Below are 26,244 nucleotides of genomic sequence, written 5' to 3'. Positions count from 1 at the left end.
AATCAATCCCTCCGACCTCGGGGGAGAATTCCGGCCGACGGGCCGGGAGCTTCCCCGCGCCCGAGGCCCGATGAGCGGCAACTTCCAAGCGGAAACAGGGGAATACACCCGTGCGACGAAGGATTTTCGGCACGACCGCCTCCGCGGTCGTGCTCGGCCTGCTGATACCCCTGTCCGGTTGCGGGGGTTCCGACGACAGCGCCGGTGACAGCGGCACGCTCCGCCTGGTCGCCGCCGAGTACGGCAACACCCCGGCGAACAGCTCCAAGGCCTTCTGGGACAAGGTGACGGACGAGTTCACCACCGCCCACCCCGACGTCCGGGTCGAGGTGGAACTCCTGCCCTGGGCCGATATCGACCGCGAGGTCTCCCGCCGCGTCAAGGCCGGCAAGGCCCCGGACATGGCCCTCATGGGTTCGTACTCGGACTTCGCCGCAGAGGGGAAGCTCTATCCGGCCGAGGAACTCCTCCCCGTCAATGCCGAGGCCAACTTCCTGCAGCCGCTGGCCGAGGCGGGAACCGTCGACAGTCGCCTCTACGGCCTGCCCTTCGTGGCGAGCAGCCGGCTCCTCTTCTACAACAAGGCCCTGTTCGCCAGGGCGGGCGTCGCCGGCCCGCCGAAGACCTGGTCCCAGCTCAGGGCCGCGGCCAAGAGGCTCAAGGACGAGGGCGTGCGGTTCCCGTACGCCATGCCGCTGGGTCCGGAGGAGGCGCACGCCGAGGCCATGATCTGGGAGATCAGCAACGGCGGCGGCTACGCCGACAGCAGCGGCGACTACAGTCTGGCCTCCGACCAGAACATCCAGACCTGGCAGTGGGTCAAGGACAACCTGGTCTCTCCGGGCCTGGTCGGGCCCACCCCGCCCGGGCAGTTCAACCGCGCCGACGCCTTCGCCGCCTTCCTGCGCGGCGAGGTCGGCATGCTCAACGGCTACCCCTCACTCGCCCACGAGGCAGCAGCCGAGGGCATCGACGTCGGCACCGTCGAAATGCCCGTCTCCGACTTCCTCGGCACCGGCGACAGCCCGCCCACCGTCGGCGTCGCCGACTGGATGATGGCCTTCAAGCAGAACGGCAAACGCACCGAGATCGGCCAGTTCCTCAACTTCCTCTACCAGGACGCGAACCTCACCGACTTCGCCGGCCGCTACCACCTGCTCCCCTCCACCGTCTCCGCCGCCCGCACCCCCACCGGCGGCGGCCTCGGCACCACCGACCAGAACTTCCTGGTCGCCCTGCGCACGGCGCGCCTCTACCCCGTCAACGACCCCTCCTGGATGGCCGTGAGCGACACGGTCAAGCGCAACATCGGCCGCGCCGTCGAGCCCGGAAGCGACCCGAAAACCGTCCTGGAGGACATCGCCGCCCAGGCCGCCGAAGCCGGCAGGAAGGAGGACTAGGGAGGCGTTGTTCAGGTCCCCGAGGCCGGTGCCCCGATGTGTTCGACGGTGCGGTGGTGACGGGCGCGCTCGGCGGCCAGCACCGTCAGGTGGCTGCTCAGCGACTCGCGGGGGCCCGATGCCACCAGACCGGGGTCTCCAGCCGCGACGGCGCGAACGAAGGCGTCCATCAGGCCGGCGTCCCCGCCGCCGTGGCCGCCCGCGGCGTCCATGGAGCTGTCGGTGCCGACCTCGACGAGCTCCGCGCCCCGGGTCAGGAAGTCGTAGAGCAGCAGCCGCCGGCCGTCGCCCCGCAGTTCGCCGCGCGTGCCGAAGACACGGGTCTGGCGGTCGGCCTGCTCGGTGAAGGCGGTCATGGTGAAGGTGGCCGTGGCGCCGGATGCGAACTCCATGGCCACCACCTGGTGGTCCACCACGTCGTTGTCGCAGGCGTACACGCAGCGCCCGTACGGGCCTTCGCGCAGGGCGGTCTCCAGAGCCCGAGGAGTGAACTCGTCGACCACGACGCTCAGCGGCCAGCCGTGCCTGCCCCCGGCCAGCCGGTCGCCGTAGTCACGCGTGGCGGAGTAGGGGCACGTGCTCTCCACCGCGCAGTCCAGACAGCGGTCGGCGGCGCCGGGGGGCCGGTTCTCGGCCCGGAAGTGCGAGAGCCGGCCGAAGCTGGAGACGCGCACCGGAGGCCGTCCGAGAACGTACTGCAGCCAGTCCAGGTCGTGGCAGGACTTCGCCATGAGCATGGAGGTCGCCTCGTCCTCGCGGCGCCAATTGCCGCGTACGAACGAGTGGGCCTGGTGCCAGAACCCGACGGGCTCCAGGTGCTGGACGCTGACGACGTCCCCGATTTGCCCGGAGTCGAGGACCTGTTTCAGCGCCCGCGTGTACGGCGTGTAGCGCAGGACGTGGCCGACGGAGAGGATCACACCCGCCGCCTCCACCGCGGCCACGATGCGCCGGCACTCGTCCTCGGTCAGCGCCATCGGTTTTTCGAGCATGATGTGGTAGCCGAGCGCGGCGAAGGCCAGGACCGGCTCCAGGTGGTCTCGGTCCAAGGTGCAGATCAGCACGGCGTCCGCGATCCGGCCGCGCGCCGCCAGGACCCGCCAGTCGTCCACGGCCGCCCCCGCCCCCAGGGCGTGCTCGGCCGCCAGCCGGTCCCGCCGGACCGTTCTCGGCTCGGCGACCGCGACCACCCTGGCCCGCCGCGGACGGCCGAGTGCCCAGCGCGCGTGAACGGTGCCCCGGTCTCCGGCACCGACGACAGCAAGAGTGACGACCGAGGGCATCCGACCCGCTTCCCGTACCGGCGGTCCTACGCGGCAGGCGCTTCCTGCGGAGACGGTAGCGATCCGGGGGAGCGCCGACAAGACGGCCCGCCTGCGGCCCGACCCGGTCGGGCGCCGCGCCGCCACCCGGGCCGATCGTTTGAGCGTATCGACCCGTACGCGCCTCTTGAGCGTCATTTCGGTCACGTGCTAAACCGTCAACGGGTGTATCGCGCCCCGTGCCCAGAACTGGAGGCCCCGTGCCCGTTCCGTGGTCCCGCCGCTCCTTCCTCCACCTCACCGGCACCACCGCCCTCCTGCTGCTGGCCGCCCTCCCGCAGGCCGGCGCCGCCCACGCCGCGGGCGCCGCTCGCGGCGCGGGTGACGCCTACGACGCCCTGCGCGCCACGTGGCGCGCAGCCCTGCTGGGCGGCGGGTTCGACCCGGCGGCGGCGCCCTTCGCGGAGAAGCTGGCCCTGCTGGGCACCCAGGCGGCCGCGTTCCGCGCGACCATGGACGCCGCCCCCGGATGGCTCTGGCCGGACCTGCCCCTGTCGGCCTCCTCCTCGATCACCGCCGGCTACACCCGGCTGGGCACCATGACACAGGCCTACGCCCAGCCCGGCACGGGCCTGACCGGGGACCCGGCCCTGGCCGCCGCCGTCAGAACCGGACTCGACCACCTCCACGCCCGGGCCTACAACCCCTCCCGAAGCCCGTTCGGGAACTGGTGGGACTTCCAGATCGGCGCCCCGCAAGCCCTCCTGGACATCAGCACGCTCCTCCACGACCAGCTCCCCGCCGCCCGCCTCGCCGCCTACCTGGCCGCCGTCGACCGCTTCGTCCCCGACTCCTGCGTCGGCAGCTACACCGGCACCAGCACCGGTGCCAACCGGGTGGACCTGTGCCGTTCGATCGCCCTGCGCGGGATCCTCGGCAAGGACCCCGCCAAGGTCGCCCTCGCCCGCGACGCCCTGTCCCCGGTCTTCCCGGTCGTCACCACCGGAGACGGCTTCTACGCGGACGGGTCCTTCGTCCAGCACACCTACCTGTCCTACACCGGCTCGTACGGGCTGGTGCTGCTCGGGGGGCTGGCCGGCCTGCTCTCCCTGCTCGACGGTTCGCCGTGGGCCGTCACCGACCCCGGCCGGCAGACCGTCTTCGACTCCGTCGCGAAGTCCTTCGCCCCGTTCCTCTACAACGGCCTGATGATGGACGCCGTCTCGGGCCGTTCGACCAGCCGGGGCAACCCGCGGAGCAACGCCTACGGCTTGCAGGGCGGCGACCACGGGCGGGGCCACGGCGCCCTCGCCTCGCTGGCCCTGCTCGGTACCGCCGCGAGCGCCGCCGAGAACCAGTACTGGCGCGGCCTCGTCAAGGGCTGGATCCAGCGGGACTACTACAGCCCGGTGCTCTCCGACACCGACCTGAGCGTCGCTGCCCTGGCCCGGCTCAAGGCCGTACGCGACGACGGCTCCGTCGTCGCGATCGCCGAGCCGACCGGGCACCGCCTCTTCCCGAGCATGGACCGGGCCGTCCACCGGCGCCCCGGCTGGGCCGCCTCGATCAGCATGGCCTCCAAGCGCATGGGCCTCTACGAGACCGGCAACGGGGAGAACCTGCGCGGCTGGCACGCGGGGGCCGGCATGCTCCAGTGGTGGGGGGACACCCACGGCAACGGCCAGTACACCGACGGCTTCTGGCCCACCGTGGACCCGTACCGGCTGCCCGGCACCACCGTCTCCCGTACCCCCCTCGCGGACGCGGAGGGCGGCGCCTGGGGCCTGCCGAGACCGGACGCCAACTGGGTCGGCGGCGCCACGGACGGGGAGTACGCCGCCGTGGGGCAGTACGTCCGGGGTCTGTCCAGCACGCTGTACGCGAAGAAGTCGTGGTTCTGCCTGGCCGACGCGATCGTCTGCCTGGCGGGCTCCGTCCGCTCCACCGACGGCGCCGCGGTCGAGACCGTGATCGAGAACCGCAACCTGGGCGCCGCCGGCACCCAGGCCCTCACCGTGAACGGCGCGGCCCAGCCCACCGCCCCGGGCTGGTCGGCCACGCTCACGGGCACCCGGTGGGCGCACATCGCGGGCCACGGCGGCTACGTGTTCCCCGGCGGCGCCACCGTCAAGGCCCTGCGCCAGGAACGGACCGGCTCCTGGCGCGACATCAACACCGGCGGGACGACCGACCCGATCACCCGCCGCTACCTGACCCTCTGGTTCGACCACGGCACCGACCCCGTCGCGGCCCACTGCGCCCACATCCTGATGCCCGGGGCCACCGCGGCCCGCGCCGCCGCCCGGGCCGCCGACACCGGCTGGCTCACCGTCCTGGCCAACGACAACCAGCAGCAGGGGGTGGAGGTCGGTTCGCTGGGCGTGACGGCGGTGAACTTCTGGTTCGCCGGCACGGTCGGCGGGCTCACCGCCGACCAACCGGCCTGCGTCCTGGTCCGGGAGCACGGCGACGGCACGGCCACCCTGTGCGTCTCCGACCCGATGCGCATGCGCACGGGCCTCACGGTCACCTGGCACCGCCCGGTGGCCTCCGTGCTGTCCAAGCCGGCCACGGTCACCTCGGCTAGGACCGGATCCGCCCTCGTACTGGCCTTCGGCGACCTCACCGGGCTGGCCGGCGCCACCCAGCGGATCAGGGTCGCGCTCAACTGACGGGCCGCGACGCCGGCCCACGCCGGCCGGCGTCTGCATTTCGCGGGTGTCGCGATGCGGTGGGGCGAGGCAGCGGCGCGATGGCGGTGGTGGTGCCGAGCGGACCGGTCAGGCGTTACGGGCCAGGTCCTCGCGGCGCACGGGATGGGCGAACGGCAGGCCCGCGGCGTAGCGCCCGACCTCCTCGATCGCGGAATCGGCCATCCGGTGCAGTTCGTTGCCGAGCGACCCCGCGACGTGCGGGGTGAGCAGCACGTTCGGCAGGTCGTAGAGCGGGGAGTCGGCCGGGAGTACCTCCGGCTCGGTGACGTCGAGGACCGCGTGCAGCCGGCCGGAGACCAGTTCGTCGGTGAGGGCGGGGCCGTCGACCAGCGAACCGCGCGCCGTGTTGATCAGGGTGGCGCCGTCGCGCATGAGCGCGAGCCGTCCGCGGTCGATCATCGCGCGCGTCTCGGGCAGTTCCGGCGCGTGCAGGCTGACGACGTCCGAGACCCGGCAGAGCTCGTCCAGCCCGACCCGGCGGGCGCCGCGCTCCCCGGCCGCGCTGTCCGTCACGTACGGGTCGTACAGGACGAGGTCGAGATCGTACGGGCGCAGCAGCTCGACCACCCGGCGTCCGATGCGTGACGCCCCCACGATCCCCACGGTGCGGCGGTAGTTGCCGGCGTCGTCGTACCGCAGGTGCCAGTCGTGCGGTCTCCCGCGGACGGTGCGGTACTCCTCGCGCAGCTGGAGCACCCGCTTGTTCGACAGCAGCACCATGGCGACGGTGTACTCGGCCACGGGGAGCGCGTTGGCGCGGGCCGCGGAGGAGACGAGGATGCCGCGCTCCCAGCAGGCCCCCGTGACGAAGTGCTTGACGGATCCGGCGGCGTGCACGACGGCTCTGAGGCGCGGGGCGGCAGCGAGGGCCCGGGCATCGATCACCGGGGCGCCCCAGAAGGTGAGCAGCACCTCCGCGTGCGCCAGGGCGGCCGCCACCGCCGGCCCGTCGAAGTCGCCGGCGACGAGCGCGGGATCCACGTCGGCCACCCGCAGCAGGCGTTGGGAGGCGGGCCCGTCCAACAGGCGGGGCAGCAGTTCGGGATCCATCGCGAGCAGGGTGCGCGGGCGGCGACCAGGCATCTGGGTGCTCCTTGCGGCGGGATGAGGCCGCGCCGACTCTAGGAAGCCGCGTTCCGATCGTCAAGATCTATCAATCGAAAGGATCCATTCGCTCCAAACGATCGCCGATGCCCTCTTCAGAAGCGGTTGCGCAGCCGCATCCCCATCGGGCGGCCGTCCGGATCGACCAGTACGTGGTGCAGCGGGCCCGCGAGCACCCGCTGGGAACGCGACAGCTCCTGCGGGACGTACCGGCGCAGCCGGCCCTTCGGACGGGGCCCGCGGCGCCCGCCGGCATGCCAGGCGTCGAGCGCGGCGGCGCACGCGCGGAACGCCTCGAAAGCGGTCTCCGGATCGCAGAGCGCCTCATCCGTCCACGGACCCGACCCGTCCTCCGCGTCGAGGTGCTCGCGCATGAGCTCCAGCCGCAGCTCGCGGGCGAACACACCGGCCCCGTCCCCGAGCCCTCCCGGATCGCGCGGCTCCCGCGGGTCGGCGCCGCGGTCGAGCACCGCGCAGCTCAGCTCGGAGTCGTGCGTCCATGAGCGCAGGTTGACGTTGTCGGAGCCGATGGAGGCCCACACGTCGTCGATCACGCAGACCTTCGCGTGCACGTACACGGGCGTCCCGGCATGGTTCTCCAAGCCGTACACCGCCACCCGGTCCCCACCGGCGCGGCGCAGCTCGGCCAGGGCCGTGATCCGGCCGATCAGGTTCATGGGAAGCGTGAGCCGGCCGTCCTGGTCCGGGACGGAGGGGATCACGGCGACGAATCGCAGCTGCGGGTTCGCGCGCAGCGCCCGCGCGAAGCAGTCCACGACGTGCGGGGACCACAGGTACTGGTCCTCCAGGTAGATCAGCCTCCGGGCCCGCCGCAGGGACTTGAGGTACCCGCGCGCGATGCTGCGCTCCCCGTCCGGCGCGAAGGGGTAGCCGCGCAGCAGGCGGTTGGGATAGGTGCGCAGCACCTGGACGGAGTGCGTGCCGCACGGAGAGGGGTCCGGGCCCTGCGGCGGCAGGTCGTCCGCGTGGGTGTCCTCCCGGTTCAGGCGCTCCCGCAGGCGCGTCAGGGGACTGCGGCTGAGCGGCGACGGGTCCTCCCAGCGTTCGCGGAACACCGCCTCGATGTCGCCGACGACCGGCCCGGTCAGGGCCAGCTGGACGTCGTGCCACGGCGGATGCGGGCCGTACGCCGCCGACATGGGCAGCGACTGGGGGTCCCCGAGATGCCGGGCGTCGTCGTTGCGGTTGTGGCACAGGTCGATGCCGCCCACGTACGCGATATCGCGCTCCGGACGGCCGCGGTGGCGCAGCACCACGGCCTTCTGGTGGTGCGAGCCCCCCGGCCGCACCCTGAGGTCCAGCAGGCACTCGCCGCCCGCCGCCGCGATCTCCTCGCCGAGGTGGCGGTTCTCCTCCTCGCTGAACCGCAGGCCGTCGAGGTGGGAGCGCCACAGCAGGCCCTTGACGACGACACCGCGCTCGGCCGCCGCCCCCAGGACGGCGCCGATCTCCGTACCCGGTCCGTCGAGCCGCTCGTCGGGATCGCCGCGCCAGTCGGTGAACAGCAGCAGATCGCCCTCGCGCATGTCCCGGATCCGGGTGAGGAGTTCGGCGAAGTACGTGGCGCCGTGCACCAGCGGGCGGGCGTGATTGCCCTCGGACCAGGCCGCCCCGTCGGGACGGCGCTTCTCCAGGCGGGTCGCGGCGTTTCCACGCTCTCCGGACTCCAGGAACCACTCTGCATGGGACACGGTATGACCTCCACCGCGCCCCTACCCGCTCGCGGGCCGGGCATCCGGGCGCCGACGGCGGGGAACGGTGCGGGAACACCCCGTGTCGGGTCGGTCGCGCGGGGTAAGTGCGGGACATGACCGTACCCAAGACCGGAGTACTCGTACTGGACTGCTCGGAACCGGAGGCCCTGGCCCGGTTCTACGCCGCGCTGCTCGACGCCGAGGTCGGACCGGCCGACGGCGACAGCGACCTCCTCCTCCTCACCGGCGGCGCCGGGGTCCTGCTCGGGATCCGCCGCGACCTCGGACACGCCCCGCCCAGCTGGCCGCGCCCGGAGGACTCGCTCCAGGCGCACCTGCGCATCCTCGTGGAACCGGACCTGCTCGACGAGGCCGAGCGCGAGGCCGTCGGGCTCGGCGCCCGCCCCGTGGACGCGACACAGGACTCCATGGGGCCGGAGCAGCGCACGGACCAGCGCCGGTACACCGACCCCGCGGGCCACTCCTTCGTCCTGGCGGCCGTCCGGCAGTCATCGGGGGCGTAGCAGGTCCAGGCGCCTGGAGCCCGCCGGACGGCGGTGCCCCGCCGGGCCGGACCCGGCAGGGCACCGCCGTACGGGTCTACGGGGGGGCGCCGCGCCGGTCTACCGGACGTCCTGCCCGGCAGTGCGGCGAAGACGCGTGAGCAGGCGCCCGCGGAAGCGGCCCGTGCGCCGGGCGCGGGTGTGGGCGTCCAGTTCCTCCAGCAGCCGCTGGGAGCGCTTGTCGACGCCCAGCTCGTCGAGGACGCGGTCGATCTCGGCGAGCAGCGCCCCGTGCAGCTGCCAGTGCTCCGGGTCCTCGCGGGCGCCGGCCGCCAGCAGCTCCGCGAGCCGGTCGCGGTACGCCCGCGCCACGGCGAGCTCCCCGGTCAGCCGGGCCTCCGCCTCCTCGGCGTTGGCGCTGACCTGCGCGGTGATGAGCTGCGCGAAGCTCTCCACGGCGACGGCCGTGTGGCGGAGCACCTGTTGCAGGGCGGCCGTGGTCTCGGACGGGAAGAGCGGACCGTCGCCGGGACGGGCCTTGGCCAGGTCGGTCAGTGTCCGGCAGGCCACACGGAGCACCACCGCGCAGATCTCCAGGGTGTCCAGGCCGGTGCGCAGCACCAACCGGAAGAGCAGGCCCTCCTTGACGCGCGGATTGAGCCGCAGGCTGTCCTCGGCCTGCCGCAGGGCGGCGTCGACCTGCGCGATGTCGTTGTCCAACCGTCGCGCCTCGTGCAGCCGGGCCGCGGCCCGCTCGACCTTGGCAGGCCCGAGCGGATCCTCGCCCAGGTGGTCGAGCAGCCTGCTCATACGCCCGGCGAGGTCGGTGATGGCGGTACCCGCCGGGCCGACCCACAGGGGCGGCGCGAGGAGCAGGTTGACCAGGAGGCCGACGACCGCGCCGATGAGCGTCTCCAGGACCCGGTCCCAGGCGGTGTCCGCGACCTGGGTGACCCCGAGGACGAGCATGGCGCTGATGGCGACCTCGGGGACGAACTCGTCGACGCGGACCAGGTGGCCCACGACCAGGGACGCCAGGATGAGCAGACCGAGGCTCCACCAGGTCAGGCCCACCAGCGCGCTGAAGCCGATCGCGATGAGGACACCGACGATCACGGAGTTCACACGCCGGATGCTGGTGGTCAGGGTCGAGTAGAGGGTCACCTGGACGACGAGCAGGGCGGTCAGCGGTGCGGTCAGCGGATTCGGCTCGCTGCTCAGCTGCAGGGCGGCGACATAGCTGAGGACGGCCGCCGCGGTGGAGCGCAGGGCCTGCACGGCGACCGGATCGCGGTGGCGCCGGACGACACGGGTGGCGAAGCTAGTGATCGTTTGGGGCATACCCGGCCCCTTCCCCGGCGTCGGCGGCTGACGCACCGCGCGCGGATTGCCGTGCTGTTCGCGGGTAGACGGGGGGAGTACCTGTGGACGAGACCGGTGAGGGAGTTGTCGTCATGAAGGACACCAAGGACACCGAGGGAGCCGGCGGCATGGACAACAAGCGCCAGGAGCCGGGCAAGGGCCGCGAGGAGCAGATGAGCGAGCACCCCGGTCCCGACCCGGTGCACCCCGAGGCCAGCAGGCCGGTCTCCGGCAAGAGCCCGGAGGAAGTGCGCAAGCTCCAGGAGCGGCGGATGAACCAGGAGCACGACGCGAGCTGACCCGCCCCCGCGGCACCCCTCGGGACCCGCCCGAACCGCGCCGCTCGATACCGCGCCCTGTCCCCCCGGCCCCCGTCCGGGGGGACCGCCACGTGGTCCGGGCACCCCGGCGCGTACAGCGACGCGCGCCGGGGCCGGTGCTCTCCGAACGCTCCGGCCACGACGCCTCCCGGGGTCCACTCCACCGTACGAGCGGCCCCCGCGGCCCGCACGCGGGCCCGCGGCACCGCGCTGCCCCGCCCCGAACTGTGCTTCGGGCCCGACCGGGTCATCATGGCGGAAGGCCGGCGCGCCCTCCGGGCGGCTGCCGGGCCCCTAGCACGGCGGCCCGCCCGGGCCGGGAAGTGAGTCGTACGCATGGACGAATCACGCAGAGCCTGGATCGCGGTCGGCATCGTCGTCACCGTCATCCTCCTCAACCTGGCGGCCCTCATCCTGATGAACACCCTCTGACGCCGCTCCTCCCGCCCCGCCCGGTCACGGGCTTCCGTCAGTGCCCCGGAGGCGCGACGGTCGGTTCGGTGATGCCGTGCCCTGTCCTGCGGTAGCCCTCGCGCAGGGGGCCGCCGACCAGGGTGAGGATCTGTGAGGCGGCCTCGATCAGGGGCGTGCGCGGCCGGCCTCGCCGGCGGTATCGACCAGGACGAGACCCGTGGCGTACACGTTCTGCAGGACCGCACGACGTGCGGCGACGTCCGCGGCGAAGAGTTCCGCGAGACCGGCACGGGTGTGGACGAACAGCTCCACGACACGTCCCTCGAACCGGATCGTCTCCCGGCAGGTCTCGCCGCCGTCCCCGATGAGGACCGCGATGTCCAGGTCACTGCCGGCAGTGACCCGTCCCGCGGCCACCGACCCGCCGAGGGTCGCGGCAAGCGCGCCGGGGAAACGAGTGCGGAGGGCCGGTACGGGCCGCTGCCCCCTGCCCAGGGGTTGCGCCATGGGCGCGACCGTTTCGCCGTGCTGAACTGACATCTGCTCAACTCCCTTTGTTCATAAGGCAGTCCAGACATTTGCCGCGTACGGGAGAGAGTCCGTGCGCACCCTTGCTGTGCCGCTCCGGTTCGCGAATGATGCTGCGGGCGTGTCGGCCGAGGAGGGCCGCGATTTCGCCCGCCCTCGAACCGACCGGCCAGGAGGCCTGCCTTGCGGACGAATCGTCACATCCGGAGATCTCTCGTGGTCGTCGGCGCAGCCCTCGCGCTCGTCGTCGGCCTTCCCCACGTGGCGTTCGCGGCGCCGCCCCCGGCCCTGCCCGGCCAGGCCGAAGCGATCGAGCAGACCTTCCAGCCCGCCTACGACTACGACACCGACGGCTGCTATCCGACACCCGCCATAGGTCCGGGCGGAGTCCTGAACACGGGCCTCAAGCCCACCGGCGCGCTCAACGGCAACTGCCGGGACGCCTCCGACCTCGCCAACACCAACGGCTACTCCCGCTGGACGTGCAACAACGGCTGGTGCGCCGTGGCGTACGCGCTGTACTTCGAGAAGGACCAGGCCATACCCGGCATCAGCCTCGGCGGCCACCGCCACGACTGGGAGCACGTGGTGGTCTGGATCCAGGGCGGCGAGGCCCAGTACGTGGCGACCTCCGCCCACGGCGACTTCACCATCCACGCGCGCGACCAGATCCGCTGGGACGGCACCCATCCCAAGATCGTCTATCACAAGGACGGCGTCGGCACGCACTGCTTCCGCGCCGCCAACACCAACGACGAGCCGCCCGAGAACCACCGCGGCACCTGGCAGTTCCCCGCGCTCGTCGGATGGTCGGGCTACCCCGCGACCCTGCGGGACAAGCTCAGCCAGGCCGACTTCGGCAGCGCGCACTTCGGGCTGAAGGACGGCTCCTTCCAGTCGCACCTCGCGGAGGCCAAGCCGGCGGGCATCCCCTTCGACCCGTATCTGTAGCCGCTCCGCAGCCGCGCCCGCCCGGGCCCGTACAGGCCCCGACCGGCCCGGCGGGACTCCCGCCGCACCGGCCCGGCGGGACTCCCGCCCCGGCCGCCGGCCACGCGTGGTGACCGCCGCCACCGCAGGGTGACCAGCCCGTACGCGGCCGCCGCCGACGCCGCGGGCCGCCGGGGAAACGCCGAGGGAAACGGGACCGGGCGGGCGATGGTTGCCCCCCGGAATGCGGGTAGGCGCCGGAGGCGCGGTCCTGCGCCGTCGCCTCGCGGTCGAGAACGGAAGAGAGCGCCGTGACCATGGACTCCCACCAGACGACGCGCCCCCCGCCCGGGCGCACGGAATCGGGCAGCGACTTCGCCCGGCTGTCCAAGAAGATCCAGGCAGCGGGGCTGATGGCGCGGCGCCCCGGCTACTACGCGGTGCGGTCCGCCCTCGTGATCGGACTCTACGGCGTCGGCTGGACGGCCTTCGTCCTGATCGGGGACAGCTGGTGGACCCTGGCGGCCGCCGGCTTCCTGGCCGCCGTCTTCGGCCAGGTCGCCCTCCTCGCGCACGACGTGGCCCACCGGCAGGTCTTCCGGCTGCGCAGGGCGAGCGAGGTGTCGGGGCGCATCGCCGGAAACCTCGGCATCGGCATGGGCTACGGCTGGTGGCAGGACAAGCACACCCGCCACCACGCCAACCCCAACCACGAGGACCTCGACCCCGACCTCGATCCGGACGTGCTCGTCTTCACGCAGGACCAGGCCCGCGCCGCCCGGGGTCTCCCGCGGCTCCTGGGGCGCTCGCAGGCGTACCTCTTCTTCCCGCTGCTCCTGCTGGAGGGTTTCAACCTGCACGTGTCGGGGGTGCGCTCCCTGGCCGACGGCGCGCTCAAGAACCGGGCCTGGGAGGGCCTGCTGCTCCTGGCCCACTGCGCGGCCTACCTGGGCGCGCTGTTCCTGGTGCTGCCGCCCGGCAAGGCCGTCGCGTTCCTCTTCCTGAACCAATGCCTGTTCGGCATCTACCTCGGGTCCATCTTCGCCCCGAACCACAAGGGCATGCCGGTCCTGAGGGGTGCGGACCGACCGGATTTCCTGCGTCGCCAGGTACTGACCTCCCGCGACGTGAACGGCGGCCGCCTCACCGACATCGTTCTCGGCGGCCTGAACTACCAGATCGAGCACCATCTCTTCCCGAGCATGCCCAGCCCCCACCTGCGCAGGGCCCAGGTGATCGTCCGCCGCCACTGCCAGGAACTGGGGATCAGCTACCTGCAGACCAGCCTGGTCGAGTCCTACCGGCAGACGCTCACCAGCCTGCACGAGGCCGGAGCTCCGCTGCGCGAGCCCCGTACGACGTGACCGACCCCGACCCCGACCCCGCCCCCGGTGCCGGGGGCGGGGTCGCGGCGGCGCGGCGGGAGCGCTGCGCTCACGCGGGCGGGTAAGGGCTCGCCTTCAACCGGCGGGCGAGGTGGGCGGTGTTCGCGGCGAGGGTCCTGGTGGTGTCCTGGGTGGCTTCGGGGGTCTTGTCGAGGTCCTGGTAGTCGGTGCCCTGCATGGCCTCGCCCACCCAGTAGGTGACGGCGTTCGGAGCCAGCGAGAAGCCGACGTCGTTGAGGCCCTGGAACAGGTCCGCGCTCACCTTGTGGGCGCCGTCCTCGTTGCCGACCACGCACACGGCCGCGACCTTGCCGTACGTGAGCATGCGGCCCTCGTCGTCGGTCTCGGAGATCTCCGCGTTCAAGCGCTCCAGGACCCGCTGGGCGATGCTGGACGGATGGCCCATCCAGATCGGCGTGGAGAGGACCAGGATGTCGGCTCCCATGACCGTGTCCCGGATGTGCGGCCAGGCGTCTCCGTCACCCATGTCGGCCTTCACCCCCGGCCGTACGTCGTGGTCGGCGACGCGGATGGTCTTGCCGGTGACGCCGTGCTCGGCCAGGGCGGCCATGGTCTGCTCGGCCAGCAGCTGGGAGCTGGAGGGTGCGGGGGAGGGGGAGAGGGTGCAGACGAGCGCTACGGCGCGCAGCGGGGTGGTTTCCGTGGTGTCCATGCCGTCCGGCTACCCGGGGCACCGGCCGCTATCCGGGTCTGCGGCGGCGTGCGGTGCGGGCGGTGCGGGCGGCGCTCGGATACGCGCGGCGGGAATGCGCGGCCGGCAGGGCGGGGCGCCCTCCGCGGAATTCCGGCGAATGAAGGGCCGGGTGCCGGGCATGCGGAGTTCAGGCAATGGAGAGCGGTGAGGGACATACTCGCCGCCGACTGATTACCGAAGGAGTGTTTTCGCGTGACTGAGCATGTGTGGAGTTTCAAGTCCACCTCCGGCTACCTCGCCGGTACTGATCTCACCGGTTTCAAGGTCGAGGCGACCGACGGGAGCATCGGCAAGGTCGACAAGCACTCCGACGAGGTCGGTGACGCCTATCTGGTCGTGGACACCGGAGTGTGGATCTTCGGCAAGGAGGTCCTTCTTCCGGCGAGCACCGTGGTCCGCATCGACGCGGCCGAGGAGAAGATCTACGTCGACCGCACCAAGGGGCAGGTCAAGGACGCCCCCGAGTTCCACCGCGACCAGCACCTCGGCGACGCGGGCTACCGCGACGAGCTGGGCACGTACTACGGCACCGGCGCCCCCTTCGGCGGCCGCCCGGCCTGATCCGGCGGCGGTGAGCCGGCGCCCCCCGGCGCCGGCCCGGCACGGGAAGGGGCCCGAACTCGACGAGTTCGGGCCCCTTCCCGTGCCCCGGCTCGGAGAGGGACGGCCGCGGGCAGGACGGGTTGGGCCGTTCGGCGGCAGAGGACCGCGGCTCCCGGCCGGCCGCGACCGGATCGGGTAGGCGTGGACGAGGGTTCCGTACGGGAATGGTGGTTGTGTTGGCTTTGACCGGGATCGATGTGGTGTACGCCTGCGCCGGGCTGGGGGCGTTGTGCGCGGCGGTGCTGCCGAGAGCCCTGGCGAGACGGCCGCTCTCGCTGCCCATAGTGTTCCTCGCGGCCGGGTTCCTCGTCTTCCTGCTGCCCCTCGACGCGCTCCCGGACCTCGACCCCGTCCGGCACCGGAGCGCGGTGGAGCACCTCACGGAAATCTGCGTCGTCGTCGCGCTGATGGGCGCCGGCCTGGCCATCAACCGGCCTCCCGGACTGCGCGCCTGGTCGACCACGTGGCGGCTCCTGGGCCTGGCCATGCCGCTCACCATCATCCTTACGGCGGCGGCCGCGGCATGGCTGCTGGGATGGCCGCCCGCCGTCGCGCTCCTGGTCGCGGCCGCTCTCGCGCCCACGGACCCGGTCCTCGCCGCCGAGGTGCGGGTGGGCGAGCCGACCGACGAGGAGGACGACGAGGACGAGGTCCGCTTCGCCCTGACCAGCGAGGCCGGTCTCAACGACGGACTGGCCTTCCCCTTCGTCCTGGCCGCCGTCGCCCTCACCGCGGCGTCCGCGACGGGCTGGTCGACGGAAGGGCTCTGGCACTGGGTCTGGAGCGACGTGCTGGTGCGCAGCACGGTCGGGCTGCTGGTCGGCCTCGCCGTCGGCCGCCTCCTCGGCTGGATGTTCTTCCAGGCCGCATGGAAGGCGCTGCGCCTCGCCGAGCACCGTGAAGGCTTCGTCGCGCTCGCCGCGACCTTCACCGCCTACGGGCTGACCGAACTGGTGCACGGCTACGGGTTCGTCGCCGTGTTCGTCACCGCCTGCACGATCCGCGGCGCCGAACGGGCCCACCGCTACCACCGCGTCATGCACGCCTTCACCGACCAGATCGAGCGGCTCCTCACCGCCGTCGTCCTCTTCCTCGTCGGCGGCTTCATCGCCGACGGCGGGCTCGAAGCGCTGACCTGGCCCGGAGCCGCCCTCGGGCTGCTGCTCTTCGTGGTGATCCGCCCGCTGGTGGGATGGGCGGTGCAGATCCGGGGGCGCGCCGTCGGGTGGGAGCGGGCCGTCATCGCGGTCTTCGGCATCCGGGGGATCGGATCCTTCTTCTACCTGGCATACGCCCTGGGCGCCGCCGAGTTCGCCGCACCCGCCGAGGAACTGTGGGCGGTGGTGACCTTCACCGTCCTGCTCTCGGTCCTCCTGCACGGGATCACGGCCACCCCCGTCACCGCGCGGCTCGACTCGGCCGAGGAGGCCGGCGGACCGCGTGAGGACACGCCGTAGCGCCCGGGCGGCAGGCCCGGGCGCTACGGCGTCCAGATGGTGAAGGTGTCAGGTGCTGCCAGGTGCCAGGTGCCAGGTGCCAGCGCCGCGTCAGGGGCGCGGGCGCTGCTGCTCCGGGTCGTCCTCGGGCGTGTGCCACGAGTCCTGCCGGGCCTGTGCCTGGGGGCTCTGGTCGACCGGCCGGGCACCGGGGTCCTTGCGCCGCGCGGTGCGCCTGGACCCGTACCAGAACGCCGCGATCAGCAGCGCGGCCACCGCCACGCCCGCGATGATCAGGTACAGGGACGAATTGCTGGAAGCGGCGAGCGAAACTGAGGGGATCATGCAGGTCGCTTACCCGCTATCGCGCGTTGTGCACGGGACGGGCCGCACATCCGCGGCGGCCGCCGGCCGCCACCCGGACCCCGGCGTGACATACGGACCCCGGCGTGACATGCGGACCTCGCGCCCTCACACGGACCTCGGCGTGTCCGTACCGGCGCTCGCGCGCGAAGCCGGGCTCACGGGAGGCGACGGCCGGGTGGGCGGGTCCTGGAGCGCCACCACGGTGAAGAGCGCCCCCTCCGGGTCGGCCAGCACGATCCCCCGGCTCAGGGCGGAGGTCTGCACCGGAGAGGCGGCCCGGCCGCCCAGCTCTCCGGCCGCCTCGATCGCGGCCTCCAGGTCGGGCACCCGGAAATGGACGTGCCAGCGGGGCCGTGCCTCGGGATCCGGGGCCTGCTCCAGCGCGCCGCCGCTGATGCGGGCGACGGTGTCGTGGCCGTGGCGCAGGACGACGTGATCGTGCTCGTAGGCGACGGTGCAGCGCCCGGCGGGGTCGCTGCCCCAGTCCAGGACCTCGCCGTAGAAGATGGCCGCGGCGAAGGCGTCGCGGGTCCGCAACTCCAACCAGGCCGGGGCGCTTCCGCGGCCCACGGCCCAGTCGGGCACGACCTCCCCCTGCCAGAAGCCGAAGACGGCCCCGGCGGGATCCGCGGCCAGGGCGGCCCGCCCGGTCCCGAAGGCCAGCGGCCCGACCGCCACGGTGGCGCCGCGCTCGCGGATCCGGGCGGCGGTCGCGTCGGCGTCCTCGACGGCGAAGTACGGTGTCCACGCCACCGGCACGGCGGAACTCCCGCCCAGGGCGCCGATGCCCGCCACGGGAGCCCCGTCGCGGAAGGCGACCACTGTGCCCGCCCCCGGGCGCCCCGGCGGGAACTCCCAGCCGAGTACGGCGCCGTAGAACCGCCGGGCGCCCTCCTGGTCCCGGGCCAGCAGGCTCACCCAGCAGGGAGCACCGGAGATCTCGTGGCTCGACGTCGACACGGTGGGCGGCTCCTCGTTCGCGTGGGGCTGGGGTTGGCGGCGCGCGCGGCGGGCCCCGCGGTCACGGCCGCGCACGGAGGCCGCGCGGGCCGCTTCGTGGCGCGCGGGCGCGTCCGTACGGGGCCGGCTCGACGCGGCCCCGTCAGCCGCCGCTGCGGGTGCCGGGCGGGTCCTGGGGGTCGACGCCGGTGGTGGCGGAGGCGTCCTTGGTACCGCTGGGGCGACGGGAGCGGCCCCGCGGGCCGGTGTCGTGCATGCCCTTGTCGTCGCTGCCGGCCTCGCTGTGGTCCTCGCCGCGGCGGCTCGTGCTCTCCGTGGGCCTGCCGTGCGGGTTCCCCGCCTCCTCCGCGGCGACCGTGCGGCCCTTGCCCTTGCCGGGGGCGTACTGGTCGGGGTGGAAGGAACGGTGGGCGCTCGGATTGTCCTGCTGCCGGGTCTCGTCGACGTCGGGGGACCAGCCGTGCTGTGCGGTGCCCTTGTGCGGGCTCGGCCCCTCGCCGTGCGAGGGCTGGGATGACTTCGGCTGCTTGACCATGGGCCGGCCTGCCTTTCCTGCGACGGAGGAGCGCCTCGCTCTCCGCGCTCCGCGGAGCTTCCGGCGCTCGACGTGCCCGCTACCGGGACGAAGGGCTACCAATAGTGCTTGCGGCCACCGACGGGATGTCCGACGGCGCCGATGATCCACAGGACGGCGCCGATGACGACAAGCACGATCCCGAGCGTCCACAGGATGCTGATCCCGGTGACGAAGCCGATGATGAGCAGAATGATGCCGAGGACGATCATGATGCCCTCCGATGCGGCTGTGTGCTCCCTCCAGCGTAGGCGCATCGGGCACGGACGTCTCAGCACGCCGGGCCGGGGTAGTCGCTGGAGACCACCGGCACCACGCGAGGAGGACACGATGGCGGACCAGGACAAGACCCGGAGCAACCCGAGGACCACGCCGTCCGAGGCCGAGGGCGAGAGCGGCGACCGCGAAGCACGCCGACAGGCGGAGGACGCCGTCGTCGGACGCTCGGGAACCACCCGGAACGACCAGGACACACAGGGCCACTCGGCCGAACGCCGTCCCCGCCCCGGCCCCCGGGACCAGACCCGCGAGAACCGACCGAGCGAGGACCAGTCCGGCGACGACTAGGGATTACGCGCCCCCGGCAGGGGTAGGCGCGCCGATCAGTCGCAGCTCCCGGGCGGACTGCGGGCCGGGCCCATCGAATCGAACGGAGTGATCGACATGCGTACCGCAGCCGCACGGGTGATGGGCGCGGCCACGCTCGGATACGGCGTGGCCGTCACCTGTCGCCCCGCACTGCTGGCACGCCCCTGCGGCCTGGCCGAGCACGGCTCCTCGGCCCTGCTCATCCGCGCCCTGGGGGTACGGGACGCGGTCATCGGCGCCGCGATGCTGGCCGCCCCCGAGGGCGCGGGACTGCGTACGGCCGTGCTCGGCCGGATCGCGGTGGACGTCGGGGACGCGCTGCTCTTCGGCACCTTCCTGGCCCGCCGCGCCGAGCGCGCCAAGGCTGCTTCCTCCGCCCTGGCCTGGGCGGCCCTGTGCGGCTGGACCCTCACCGGGGGCGGCCGGCCGGCCGCCCCGCTCCTGGAGGACGCGGCGAACGTCGCCGTCCGGGCCGCCCAGTCCGCCACACGGGCGCACCTGTGATCGCCGCTCCCCGCGCCCCTGGCCCCACCTGGTGTTCCGTAGGAATCCGGCCGGGATTTCCGTCCGATCCTCCGAGGATCGGGAGAATTCCGGGTGGGGCGCGTGTGACGGGGTAGCCGCAGGGTCTCACCCCGCACATGCGCCCCCCGCGGGCCGCATTCGATACCGGAGGTACGCGGTGTCCACCACGACTCGCTTCTCGGGCACCAGCCCGGACGCCGGCCTCGTCGCCCTGCCCGGGGTGTACCGGCCCCAGGCGGACACCCTCCTGCTCGGCGAGGCCCTCGACCGTGAGGAGTTCGGACCCGGGACCGACGCCCTGGAGATCGGCACGGGCACGGGCGCGCTCGCCCTGCACGCCGCCGGCCGGGGAGCCCGGGTCACCGCCGTCGACGTCTCCTGGCGCGCCGTGGTCACGGCTCGGCTGAACTCCCTGCGCCGGCGCCTGCCCCTGCGCGTTGTGCACGGGGACTTCGCGGCCCGTACCGCTGGGCACCGCTACGACCTGGTCGTCGCCAATCCCCCCTACGTACCGGCCCCCGGGGTGCGCCCGCCATCGCGCGGATCGAAGCGCGCGTGGGACGCCGGCCCCGACGGCCGCGTGGTCATCGACCGGATCTGCGCGAGCGCTCCGGCGCTGCTGCGCCCGGGAGGTGTCCTGCTGATGGTGCACTCGGGGATGTGCGGGGCGGAGGAGACCGTGGACCGGCTGACGGGCCCGCGGATGGACGCCGAGGTCACGGCGCGGGTCTCCGTGCCGTGGGGCCCCGTACTGCGGTCGCGACGGGACTGGTTGGAGCGCCGGGGCCTGGCGGCCGAGGCCGAGGAATGGGAAGAGCTGGTGATCATCCGTGCCCAGTGCCGCTGACAGCACTCCGTCCCCGGCAGCCGCGGCCGGGCCCGCCCGGCGGGTGTCCGTGGACCCGCAGGGGCCCGTCCTGGTCGAGGGGCCGGTCGAGATCGCCCTGGACGACGGCACGGTCGCCCGCTCGGACCGCTTCGTGGTCGCGGTGTGCACCTGCCGCCGCAGCCGCACGTACCCGTGGTGCGACACCAGCCACCGCCCCCGCGAGCGAGCCGACTCGCCGCCCGAGGACAGGAACCAGCGATGACCCCTCCCGCTCCGAGCACGACGACCGCCGCCGGCCCCCGACTGGTCGAGGGGCGGGGCGAGCTGTCCGGTGCCGTGCGGGACGCGCTGGAATCGGGCGGGCCGCCCGAGTACGCCACCGGGTCCGTGCTGAAGGCCGACCCGTGGGGCGAGGACCTCCAGCTCGCCCTCCACCTCCTCTACGAGCTGCACTACCGCGGCTTCGAGGGCGTGGACGGCGAGCGCGAGTGGGACCCGGACCTGCTGCGGCTGCGCCAAACCCTCGAAACCCGCTTCCTGCACGCCCTGCGCACCGAGCTGTCCGACGGCCCCCGCTCGGTCGACGAGGCCTTCGCGCCCCTGCTCGTCGAGCCCGTCGACCTCTCCGACAGCCTCAGCCACCACCTGGCCACCGAGGGCGAGCTCTGGCAGCTGCGCGAGTACGCGGCCCTGCGCTCCGTCTACCACCTCAAGGAGGCCGACCCGCACGTCTGGGTCGTCCCCCGGCTCACCGGGCGGGCCAAGGCCGCCATGGTCGCCATCGAGTACGACGAGTTCGGCGCCGGCCGCGCCGACCGCATCCACGCCCGCCTGTTCGCGGACCTGATGGCCGACCTCGACCTCGACCCCGCGTACGGGCACTACCTCGACCACGCGCCGGCCCCGCTGCTCGCGACCGTGAACCTGATGTCGCTCTTCGGCCTGCACCGCGCCCTGCGCGGCGCGCTCGTCGGCCACTTCGCGTGCGTCGAGGTCACCTCCTCGCCCGGGTCCCGGCGCCTGGCCAAGGCCATGCGGCGCTGCGGAGCGGGACCGGCCGCCGAACACTTCTACGCCGAGCACGTCGAGGCCGACGCCGTCCACGAGCAGGTCGTGCGCCACGAGGTCATCGGCGGACTGCTGGCCGACGAGCCCGGCCTGGAGGCGGACATCGCCTTCGGGTGCGCGGCGACCGTGCTGCTGGAGGACCGCCTCGCGGCGCACATCCGCGAGGCCTGGGACCAGGGGCGCAGCGCGCTCCGCAGGCCCCTCCGGGAGGCGGCGCCCACCGGTACTCCGTACGGGAAAGGACTCCATATGGCGCCTGTGACCTCGTAACCGCCGGAAAACCACCGTCAAGTGAAAAGGGAGGACACCATGCTTGTCCTCGGAATCATCCTGCTCATCATCGGCTTCGTCACCGGCATCTCGATCCTGTGGACCATCGGGATCGTGCTGCTGGTGATCGGAGCCGTCCTCTGGATCCTGGGCGCGGCGGGCCACGCCGTGGGCGGGCGCAAGCACTACTACTGAGCCGACGGGCCCAGCGGACGAGTCGTCCCCGGCCGTACGCGCGGCACCCCTCAGGGGACGCGCAGTGCCAGCAGGACGACGTCGTCCTCGGGGGGCGGGGTCGCCAGCCGGTCGCTGACCAGGCGGAGCAGCTCGGTCAGCGGCCGGTGCCCGTGGCGGGCCATCAGGCCGGCGAGCCGGGCGGTGGCGGCGTCGATGTCGTGACCGCGGCGCTCGACGAGCCCGTCGGTGTACAGCAGCAGGGTCGAGCCCCGCGGGAGTTCCCGCCGGTGCTCGGCCCGCGGCACCGGCCCCAGGGCCGGATGGAGGAGGATGTCGTGCTCCTCCAGAAGCGTCACCCGTCCGTCGGGGGCGCGGAGCAGCGGCGCCGGATGCCCGGCGTTGGACCAGGTCAGGAACCAGTCGGGGGAGCCTTCGACGGGGTCGAGACGCGCATGGACCAGGGTGCCGCCGGCGTCGATGGGCAGCACCGAGCAGGCCGCGTCGAGAGCGGTCAGCGCGGCGGCGGGGCTGTACGGGGGATGGTCCAGGGTCGCCTGCCGCAGCATGCTGCGGATCTGACCCATCACCGCCGCGGCGCGCATGTCGTGCCCGGTGATGTCCCCCACGGTGATCATGAGTGAGGGGCCGCGGCCGGCCGCTCCGGCGTCCGGTAGGTGGTAGGCGTCGTACCAGTCGCCGCCGACCATGTCGTCGTCGGCGGCCGGCAGGTAGAGGGCGCCGGTCTCCAGGGCCCCGACCGGCGGCAGGTCGGTGAGCATGGCGGTCTGGAGCTGCCGGGCGACAGAGATCCGCTCGTCGAGGTAGAGGGCGCGCTCCACTGCCTGCGCGACGTAGCCGGACGCGGCGGTGAGCGCGGCCCGCTCGGGGACGCCCACCTCGTGCCGCTCGCTCCAGCACATCGCGAGGACGCCCAGCAGGTCCCGACTGCCCCAGAGCGGCAGGCACAGCACCGTGGAGAAGCCCATCCGGTCGAAGAGGCCCACCGCCTCGGGGCCGTAGCCGGCCACGAGCGCGTCCCGGTCGGGCACGAACACGGACCGTCGCTCCCGCAGCGCCCGGGCGCTCGGGAACGCCGCGTCCGCCGGCAGGACGAGCGCCTCCTGTTCCAGGAGGTAGGTGACATCCGGATCGGGGATCCGGTGCAGTGCCTCCTTGTCGGAGACGAGCAGGCCCACGTACGAGGGCTTGCCGACGCCGACGAACAGGTCGCCCAGCCGTCGCCGGACGTCCTCCAGCCCCGAGGTCTGCGCCAGTTCCTCCGAGGCCCGCAGCAGCAGCTCGGCGTGGTCCAGGCCGGCCTGCGCCTCGTGCTCCAGGCGCACCGCGTCGCCCCGGGCCCGTTCGGCCGCGGCCCGCGCGGTCTCCAGCACGTCCCGCGCGGACCGGCGCCGGGCCGACAGGATCCGCAGGCGCAGGTCCGCGGAGCAGGCCGCCGCCAGGTCGGCCAGGTCGGTCAGCTCCTCCTCGCCCCAGCTGCGGGGCGCCGGGTCGATCGCGCACAGGGAGCCCAGGACGAGCCCGTTGCGGTCGGTCAGCGGCATCCCCGCGTACGCGAGCGCTCCGAGGTCCGCGACCGTGGCGTCCCCGCGCATTCCTTCGTCGGTACGGGCGTCGGACACGACGAGGGGCCGTCCCGAGGCCGCGACGTACCGGCCGGGCGCGTGGGACAGCGGCAGCGCCCGCAGCCCCGCCCAGGGTTCGGGCAGGCCGACCATGCCGGGCAGGACCTGCCGGTCCTCGGCGACCAGCGACACGAAGGCCGCGGGCACCCGGAGCAGCCGGGTGACCAGCCGGGCGAAGCGGTCCATCCCGGTGTCGGGGGCGGCCGACAGCCCGGCCAGCCGCAGGGCCCGATGCCGCGCGGTGTCCAGGACCCCCTCGGGCTCCCCGCCCTGCTCCGCCATCTGCCCTCCGGTCGAACCGTCCCGAGGCTCACCCCCTCAGCATCGCAGAACGGCGGGGCCGACACGACGGGCCGCCCCGGCTCCCGCGCGCCTCCCGCCCGCCCGACACGGCTGAGCCCTGAGCCCTCCGCCCGACAAGATCCGAAAGAGACGGCTCAGGCGCCGACGTAGGCCGCCAAGTGCTCGCCGGTGAGGGTGGAGCGGTCGGCGACGAGGTCGGCGGGCGTTCCCTCGAAGACGATCCGGCCGCCGTCGTGCCCGGCGCCGGGGCCGAGGTCGATGATCCAGTCGGCGTGGGCCATGACCGCCTGGTGGTGCTCGACGACGATGACGGACTTCCCCGAGTCGACGAGCCGGTCGAGCAGGCCGAGCAGCTGTTCGACATCGGCGAGGTGCAGTCCGGCGGTCGGCTCGTCGAGGACGTACACGCCGCCCTTCTCGGCCATGTGCGTGGCCAGCTTGAGCCGCTGCCGCTCGCCGCCGGACAGTGTGGTGAGCGGCTGGCCGAGGCTGAGGTAGCCGAGTCCGACGTCGGCGAGCCGGGTCAGGACGCGGTGCGCGGCCGGTGTGTGCGCCTCCCCGGAACCGAAGAAGATTTCGGCCTCGGTCACCGACATCCCGAGCACCTCGCTGATGTCCCGGCCTCCGAACCGGTACTCCAGCACCGCTGCCTGGTACCGCTTCCCCTCGCACTCGTCGCACGGGGTGGCGACACCAGCCATCATCGCGAGGTCGGTGAAGACGACACCCGAGCCGTTGCAGTGGGGGCAGGCGCCCTCGGAGTTGGCGCTGAACAGGGCCGGCTTCACGCCGTTGGCCTTGGCGAAGGCCTTGCGGACCGGGTCGAGGAGACCGCTGTACGTCGCCGGGTTGCTGCGTCGCGAGCCGCGGATCGCACCCTGGTCGATGGATACGACGCCCTCGCCGGCCTCCCCCGACCGGTGCGGCAGCGAACCGTGCACGAGCGAGCTCTTGCCCGAACCGGCTACGCCGGTGACGACCGTGAGGACCCCGAGCGGGATGTCGACGTCCACGTCGCGCAGGTTGTGCGTCGTCGCGCCGCGGATCTCCAGCGTCCCGGTGGGCGTCCGCACCTTCTCCTTGAGGCGGGCCCGGTCGTCGAAGTGGCGGCCGGTGACGGTGCCGGCGGACCGCAGGCCCTCGACGGTGCCCTCGAAGCAGACGCTGCCGCCGGCGGCGCCGGCGCCCGGGCCCAGGTCGACGACGTGGTCGGCGATCACGATCGTCTCCGGCTTGTGCTCCACGACCAGCACCGTGTTGCCCTTGTCCCGCAGCCTCAGCAGCAGGTTGTTCATCCGCTGGATGTCGTGCGGGTGCAGGCCCGTCGTGGGCTCGTCGAAGACATAGGTGGTGTCGGTGAGGGGGGAGCCGAGGTGGCGGATCATCTTCACGCGCTGCGCCTCGCCGCCCGACAGGGTGCCCGACGCGCGGTCGAGCGAGAGGTAGCCCAGCCCGATCTCCACGAACGAGTCGAGGGTCTGGCGCAGGGTCGCCAGCAGCGGGGCCACCGTGGGCTCGTCGAGGCCGTGGACCCACGCGGCCAGGTCGCTGATCTGCATGGCGCAGGCGTCGGCGATGCTGATCCGCTTGATCTTCGACGAGCGCGCCGCCTCGCTGAGCCGGGTGCCCCCGCACTCGGGACAGCTGGTGAAGGTGACCGCCCGGTCCACGAAGGCCCGGATGTGCGGCTGCATCGACTCCCGGTCCTTGGAGAGGAAGGACTTCTGGATCTTCGGGATCAGCCCCTCGTAGGTGATGTTGACGCCCTCCACCTTGACCTTGGTCGGCTCGCGGTAGAGGAAGTCCTGCATCTCCTTCTTGGTGAACTTGCGGATCGGCTTGTCCGGGTCGAGGAAGCCCGACTCGGCGTAGGTCCGCACGGTCCACCAACTGTCCGACTTCCAGCCCGGGATGGTGAAGGCGCCCTCGGCGATGGACTTGGAGTCGTCGTAGAGCTGCGAGAGGTCGATGTCGGAGACGGAGCCCCGGCCCTCGCAGCGCGTGCACATGCCGCCGGTGCGGGTGAAGGTCTGCTTGACCGTCTTGGTGCCGCTGCCGCGCTCGACCGTGATCGCGCCGCTGGCCCGGACGGAGGCGACGTTGAAGGAGAAGGCGTTGGGCGAGCCGATGTGCGGCTTTCCGAGGCGGCTGAAGAGGATGCGCAGCATCGCGTTGGCGTCGGTGGCGGTGCCGACCGTGGACCGGGGGTCGGTGCCCAGCCGCTGCTGGTCGACGACGATCGCGGTCGTCAGCCCTTCGAGGACGTCGACCTCGGGGCGGGCCTGCGTGGGCATGAAGCCCTGGACGAAGGAGCTGTAGGTCTCGTTGATGAGCCGCTGGGACTCCGCCGCGATCGTGTTGAACACGAGGGAGCTCTTGCCCGAACCGGAGACGCCGGTGAACACCGTCAGCCTGCGCTTGGGGAGCTCGATGCTGACGTCCTTGAGGTTGTTCTCGCGCGCGCCGTGCACCCGGATCAGGTCGTGGCTGTCGGCGCCGTGCCGCGCGGGCGGTGTCGGGACCGTCTTGTCGGCCTTGCTCATCGGTGGT

The 26,244-nt window shown here is 73.0% G+C and carries 26 protein-coding genes; 14 read left to right on the top strand and 12 right to left on the bottom strand.

The annotated features are described in order from the left end of the window. Positions 1 to 110 precede the first annotated feature (110 nt). The gene (locus tag ACFWUQ_RS06665; RefSeq protein WP_384533773.1) at positions 111 to 1,400 is read left to right on the top strand and encodes an extracellular solute-binding protein; all 1,290 of its coding nucleotides are present in this window, start codon (positions 111 to 113) and stop codon (positions 1,398 to 1,400) included. An 11-nt stretch (positions 1,401 to 1,411) separates the two neighbouring features. Here the strand turns inward: ACFWUQ_RS06665 and ACFWUQ_RS06660 are convergent, their stop codons facing one another. Then, positions 1,412 to 2,683 (bottom strand): Gfo/Idh/MocA family protein, encoded by a 1,272-nt coding sequence (locus tag ACFWUQ_RS06660; RefSeq protein ID WP_384533769.1) that lies wholly within the window; start codon positions 2,681 to 2,683, stop codon positions 1,412 to 1,414. 239 nt (positions 2,684 to 2,922) lie between these two features. On the opposite strand from ACFWUQ_RS06660, the gene ACFWUQ_RS06655 reads away from it, so the two are divergent. Beyond that, complete coding sequence (locus ACFWUQ_RS06655; RefSeq protein WP_384533766.1) at positions 2,923 to 5,334, top strand: polysaccharide lyase 8 family protein; 2,412 nt, start codon at positions 2,923 to 2,925, stop codon at positions 5,332 to 5,334. Between the two features lie 108 nt (positions 5,335 to 5,442). Here the strand turns inward: ACFWUQ_RS06655 and ACFWUQ_RS06650 are convergent, their stop codons facing one another. Further along, positions 5,443 to 6,459, bottom strand: a complete 1,017-nt coding sequence (locus ACFWUQ_RS06650; protein ID WP_384533763.1) for a hydroxyacid dehydrogenase — start codon at positions 6,457 to 6,459, stop codon at positions 5,443 to 5,445. A 116-nt stretch (positions 6,460 to 6,575) separates the two neighbouring features. Next, positions 6,576 to 8,192, bottom strand: a complete 1,617-nt coding sequence (locus tag ACFWUQ_RS06645) for a phospholipase D family protein (RefSeq protein ID WP_384533761.1) — start codon at positions 8,190 to 8,192, stop codon at positions 6,576 to 6,578. Positions 8,193 to 8,308: 116 nt separating this feature from the next. Between ACFWUQ_RS06645 and ACFWUQ_RS06640 the strand changes: the two genes are divergently transcribed. Continuing rightward, positions 8,309 to 8,719, top strand: a complete 411-nt coding sequence (locus ACFWUQ_RS06640; RefSeq protein WP_384533759.1) for a VOC family protein — start codon at positions 8,309 to 8,311, stop codon at positions 8,717 to 8,719. Between the two features lie 99 nt (positions 8,720 to 8,818). Here the strand turns inward: ACFWUQ_RS06640 and ACFWUQ_RS06635 are convergent, their stop codons facing one another. Continuing rightward, entirely contained in the window at positions 8,819 to 10,039 is a 1,221-nt protein-coding gene (locus ACFWUQ_RS06635; RefSeq protein WP_384533756.1) for an aromatic acid exporter family protein, read from the bottom strand. A 113-nt stretch (positions 10,040 to 10,152) separates the two neighbouring features. Between ACFWUQ_RS06635 and ACFWUQ_RS06630 the strand changes: the two genes are divergently transcribed. Further along, positions 10,153 to 10,359 (top strand): hypothetical protein, encoded by a 207-nt coding sequence (locus ACFWUQ_RS06630; RefSeq protein WP_384533754.1) that lies wholly within the window; start codon positions 10,153 to 10,155, stop codon positions 10,357 to 10,359. 600 nt (positions 10,360 to 10,959) lie between these two features. Here the strand turns inward: ACFWUQ_RS06630 and ACFWUQ_RS06625 are convergent. Beyond that, on the bottom strand, positions 10,960 to 11,334 hold the full coding sequence (locus ACFWUQ_RS06625; protein WP_384533751.1) for a nucleotidyltransferase domain-containing protein: 375 nt from the start codon (positions 11,332 to 11,334) through the stop codon (positions 10,960 to 10,962). Positions 11,335 to 11,505: 171 nt separating this feature from the next. Here ACFWUQ_RS06625 and ACFWUQ_RS06620 point away from each other — a divergent pair, with 171 nt between their 5' ends. Continuing rightward, complete coding sequence (locus ACFWUQ_RS06620) at positions 11,506 to 12,273, top strand: NPP1 family protein (protein WP_384533748.1); 768 nt, start codon at positions 11,506 to 11,508, stop codon at positions 12,271 to 12,273. Between the two features lie 296 nt (positions 12,274 to 12,569). Further along, on the top strand, positions 12,570 to 13,616 hold the full coding sequence (locus ACFWUQ_RS06615) for a fatty acid desaturase family protein (RefSeq protein ID WP_384533805.1): 1,047 nt from the start codon (positions 12,570 to 12,572) through the stop codon (positions 13,614 to 13,616). A 70-nt stretch (positions 13,617 to 13,686) separates the two neighbouring features. Here ACFWUQ_RS06615 and ACFWUQ_RS06610 read toward each other — a convergent pair whose 3' ends face one another. Next, entirely contained in the window at positions 13,687 to 14,310 is a 624-nt protein-coding gene (locus tag ACFWUQ_RS06610) for a flavodoxin family protein (protein ID WP_384533745.1), read from the bottom strand. A gap of 234 nt (positions 14,311 to 14,544) precedes the next feature. Here ACFWUQ_RS06610 and ACFWUQ_RS06605 point away from each other — a divergent pair, with 234 nt between their 5' ends. Both ACFWUQ_RS06605 and ACFWUQ_RS06600 read left to right on the top strand, forming a co-directional pair. Then, complete coding sequence (locus ACFWUQ_RS06605) at positions 14,545 to 14,913, top strand: PRC-barrel domain-containing protein (protein ID WP_384533743.1); 369 nt, start codon at positions 14,545 to 14,547, stop codon at positions 14,911 to 14,913. Between the two features lie 206 nt (positions 14,914 to 15,119). Further along, positions 15,120 to 16,412 (top strand): cation:proton antiporter, encoded by a 1,293-nt coding sequence (locus ACFWUQ_RS06600; protein ID WP_384533740.1) that lies wholly within the window; start codon positions 15,120 to 15,122, stop codon positions 16,410 to 16,412. Between the two features lie 90 nt (positions 16,413 to 16,502). On the opposite strand, the gene ACFWUQ_RS06595 is transcribed toward ACFWUQ_RS06600, so the two are convergent. The 4 genes from ACFWUQ_RS06595 to ACFWUQ_RS06580 form a co-directional block, all read right to left on the bottom strand. Then, positions 16,503 to 16,736 carry a DUF6479 family protein gene (locus ACFWUQ_RS06595; RefSeq protein ID WP_384533737.1) on the bottom strand — a complete coding sequence of 78 codons (234 nt, stop codon included), beginning with the start codon at positions 16,734 to 16,736 and terminating at the stop codon, positions 16,503 to 16,505. Positions 16,737 to 16,862: 126 nt separating this feature from the next. Then, entirely contained in the window at positions 16,863 to 17,717 is an 855-nt protein-coding gene (locus tag ACFWUQ_RS06590) for a VOC family protein (protein WP_384533734.1), read from the bottom strand. 142 nt (positions 17,718 to 17,859) lie between these two features. Next, positions 17,860 to 18,252, bottom strand: coding sequence for a hypothetical protein (locus ACFWUQ_RS06585; RefSeq protein ID WP_384533732.1), 393 nt, complete (start codon positions 18,250 to 18,252; stop codon positions 17,860 to 17,862). A gap of 95 nt (positions 18,253 to 18,347) precedes the next feature. Continuing rightward, the gene (locus ACFWUQ_RS06580; protein WP_384533729.1) at positions 18,348 to 18,503 is read right to left on the bottom strand and encodes a DUF6131 family protein; all 156 of its coding nucleotides are present in this window, start codon (positions 18,501 to 18,503) and stop codon (positions 18,348 to 18,350) included. Between the two features lie 118 nt (positions 18,504 to 18,621). Between ACFWUQ_RS06580 and ACFWUQ_RS06575 the strand changes: the two genes are divergently transcribed. The 6 genes from ACFWUQ_RS06575 to ACFWUQ_RS06550 all read left to right on the top strand — a co-directional run bounded on the left by ACFWUQ_RS06575 (position 18,622) and on the right by ACFWUQ_RS06550 (position 21,766). Further along, the gene (locus ACFWUQ_RS06575) at positions 18,622 to 18,858 is read left to right on the top strand and encodes a hypothetical protein (protein ID WP_384533726.1); all 237 of its coding nucleotides are present in this window, start codon (positions 18,622 to 18,624) and stop codon (positions 18,856 to 18,858) included. 96 nt (positions 18,859 to 18,954) lie between these two features. Beyond that, positions 18,955 to 19,383, top strand: a complete 429-nt coding sequence (locus ACFWUQ_RS06570) for a hypothetical protein (protein WP_384533724.1) — start codon at positions 18,955 to 18,957, stop codon at positions 19,381 to 19,383. 178 nt (positions 19,384 to 19,561) lie between these two features. Further along, a complete protein-coding gene (locus tag ACFWUQ_RS06565; protein WP_384533721.1) occupies positions 19,562 to 20,251 on the top strand; it encodes a HemK2/MTQ2 family protein methyltransferase in 690 nt (229 codons plus the stop codon). After that, positions 20,235 to 20,495: a CDGSH iron-sulfur domain-containing protein gene (locus ACFWUQ_RS06560; protein ID WP_384533718.1), complete on the top strand. Its 261-nt coding sequence runs from the start codon at positions 20,235 to 20,237 to the stop codon at positions 20,493 to 20,495. The genes ACFWUQ_RS06565 and ACFWUQ_RS06560 overlap by 17 nt, the downstream gene beginning before the upstream one ends. Continuing rightward, the gene (locus tag ACFWUQ_RS06555; protein WP_384533715.1) at positions 20,492 to 21,571 is read left to right on the top strand and encodes an iron-containing redox enzyme family protein; all 1,080 of its coding nucleotides are present in this window, start codon (positions 20,492 to 20,494) and stop codon (positions 21,569 to 21,571) included. Before ACFWUQ_RS06560 ends, ACFWUQ_RS06555 begins: the two co-directional genes overlap by 4 nt. 39 nt (positions 21,572 to 21,610) lie before the next feature. Further along, entirely contained in the window at positions 21,611 to 21,766 is a 156-nt protein-coding gene (locus ACFWUQ_RS06550) for a DUF6131 family protein (protein WP_384533713.1), read from the top strand. Between the two features lie 50 nt (positions 21,767 to 21,816). Here the strand turns inward: ACFWUQ_RS06550 and ACFWUQ_RS06545 are convergent, their stop codons facing one another. Continuing rightward, positions 21,817 to 23,673 carry a GAF domain-containing SpoIIE family protein phosphatase gene (locus tag ACFWUQ_RS06545; RefSeq protein WP_384533710.1) on the bottom strand — a complete coding sequence of 619 codons (1,857 nt, stop codon included), beginning with the start codon at positions 23,671 to 23,673 and terminating at the stop codon, positions 21,817 to 21,819. Between the two features lie 155 nt (positions 23,674 to 23,828). After that, positions 23,829 to 26,237, bottom strand: coding sequence for an ATP-binding cassette domain-containing protein (locus tag ACFWUQ_RS06540; RefSeq protein ID WP_384533707.1), 2,409 nt, complete (start codon positions 26,235 to 26,237; stop codon positions 23,829 to 23,831). Between the last annotated feature and the right edge of the window lie 7 nt (positions 26,238 to 26,244).

The organism is Streptomyces sp. NPDC058662, assembly GCF_042716255.1.
Classification (GTDB): Bacteria; Actinomycetota; Actinomycetes; order Streptomycetales; family Streptomycetaceae; genus Streptomyces.
This window is presented reverse-complemented; position numbering and strand designations above follow the sequence as displayed.

Excerpts from the sequence above, each read along its gene's own strand:
- ACFWUQ_RS06660 (WP_384533769.1), bottom strand. The coding sequence starts at position 2,683 with ATGCCCTCGGTCGTCACTCTTGCTGTCGTCGGTGCCGGAGACCGGGGC.
- ACFWUQ_RS06650 (WP_384533763.1), bottom strand. The coding sequence starts at position 6,459 with ATGCCTGGTCGCCGCCCGCGCACCCTGCTCGCGATGGATCCCGAACTG.
- ACFWUQ_RS06640 (WP_384533759.1), top strand. The coding sequence starts at position 8,309 with ATGACCGTACCCAAGACCGGAGTACTCGTACTGGACTGCTCGGAACCG.
- ACFWUQ_RS06635 (WP_384533756.1), bottom strand. The coding sequence starts at position 10,039 with ATGCCCCAAACGATCACTAGCTTCGCCACCCGTGTCGTCCGGCGCCAC.
- ACFWUQ_RS06630 (WP_384533754.1), top strand. The coding sequence starts at position 10,153 with ATGAAGGACACCAAGGACACCGAGGGAGCCGGCGGCATGGACAACAAG.
- ACFWUQ_RS06625 (WP_384533751.1), bottom strand. The coding sequence starts at position 11,334 with ATGTCAGTTCAGCACGGCGAAACGGTCGCGCCCATGGCGCAACCCCTG.
- ACFWUQ_RS06615 (WP_384533805.1), top strand. The coding sequence starts at position 12,570 with ATGGACTCCCACCAGACGACGCGCCCCCCGCCCGGGCGCACGGAATCG.
- ACFWUQ_RS06610 (WP_384533745.1), bottom strand. The coding sequence starts at position 14,310 with ATGGACACCACGGAAACCACCCCGCTGCGCGCCGTAGCGCTCGTCTGC.
- ACFWUQ_RS06600 (WP_384533740.1), top strand. The coding sequence starts at position 15,120 with ATGGTGGTTGTGTTGGCTTTGACCGGGATCGATGTGGTGTACGCCTGC.
- ACFWUQ_RS06595 (WP_384533737.1), bottom strand. The coding sequence starts at position 16,736 with ATGATCCCCTCAGTTTCGCTCGCCGCTTCCAGCAATTCGTCCCTGTAC.
- ACFWUQ_RS06585 (WP_384533732.1), bottom strand. The coding sequence starts at position 18,252 with ATGGTCAAGCAGCCGAAGTCATCCCAGCCCTCGCACGGCGAGGGGCCG.
- ACFWUQ_RS06580 (WP_384533729.1), bottom strand. The coding sequence starts at position 18,503 with ATGATCGTCCTCGGCATCATTCTGCTCATCATCGGCTTCGTCACCGGG.
- ACFWUQ_RS06575 (WP_384533726.1), top strand. The coding sequence starts at position 18,622 with ATGGCGGACCAGGACAAGACCCGGAGCAACCCGAGGACCACGCCGTCC.
- ACFWUQ_RS06570 (WP_384533724.1), top strand. The coding sequence starts at position 18,955 with ATGCGTACCGCAGCCGCACGGGTGATGGGCGCGGCCACGCTCGGATAC.
- ACFWUQ_RS06555 (WP_384533715.1), top strand. The coding sequence starts at position 20,492 with ATGACCCCTCCCGCTCCGAGCACGACGACCGCCGCCGGCCCCCGACTG.
- ACFWUQ_RS06550 (WP_384533713.1), top strand. The coding sequence starts at position 21,611 with ATGCTTGTCCTCGGAATCATCCTGCTCATCATCGGCTTCGTCACCGGC.
- ACFWUQ_RS06545 (WP_384533710.1), bottom strand. The coding sequence starts at position 23,673 with ATGGCGGAGCAGGGCGGGGAGCCCGAGGGGGTCCTGGACACCGCGCGG.
- ACFWUQ_RS06540 (WP_384533707.1), bottom strand. The coding sequence starts at position 26,237 with ATGAGCAAGGCCGACAAGACGGTCCCGACACCGCCCGCGCGGCACGGC.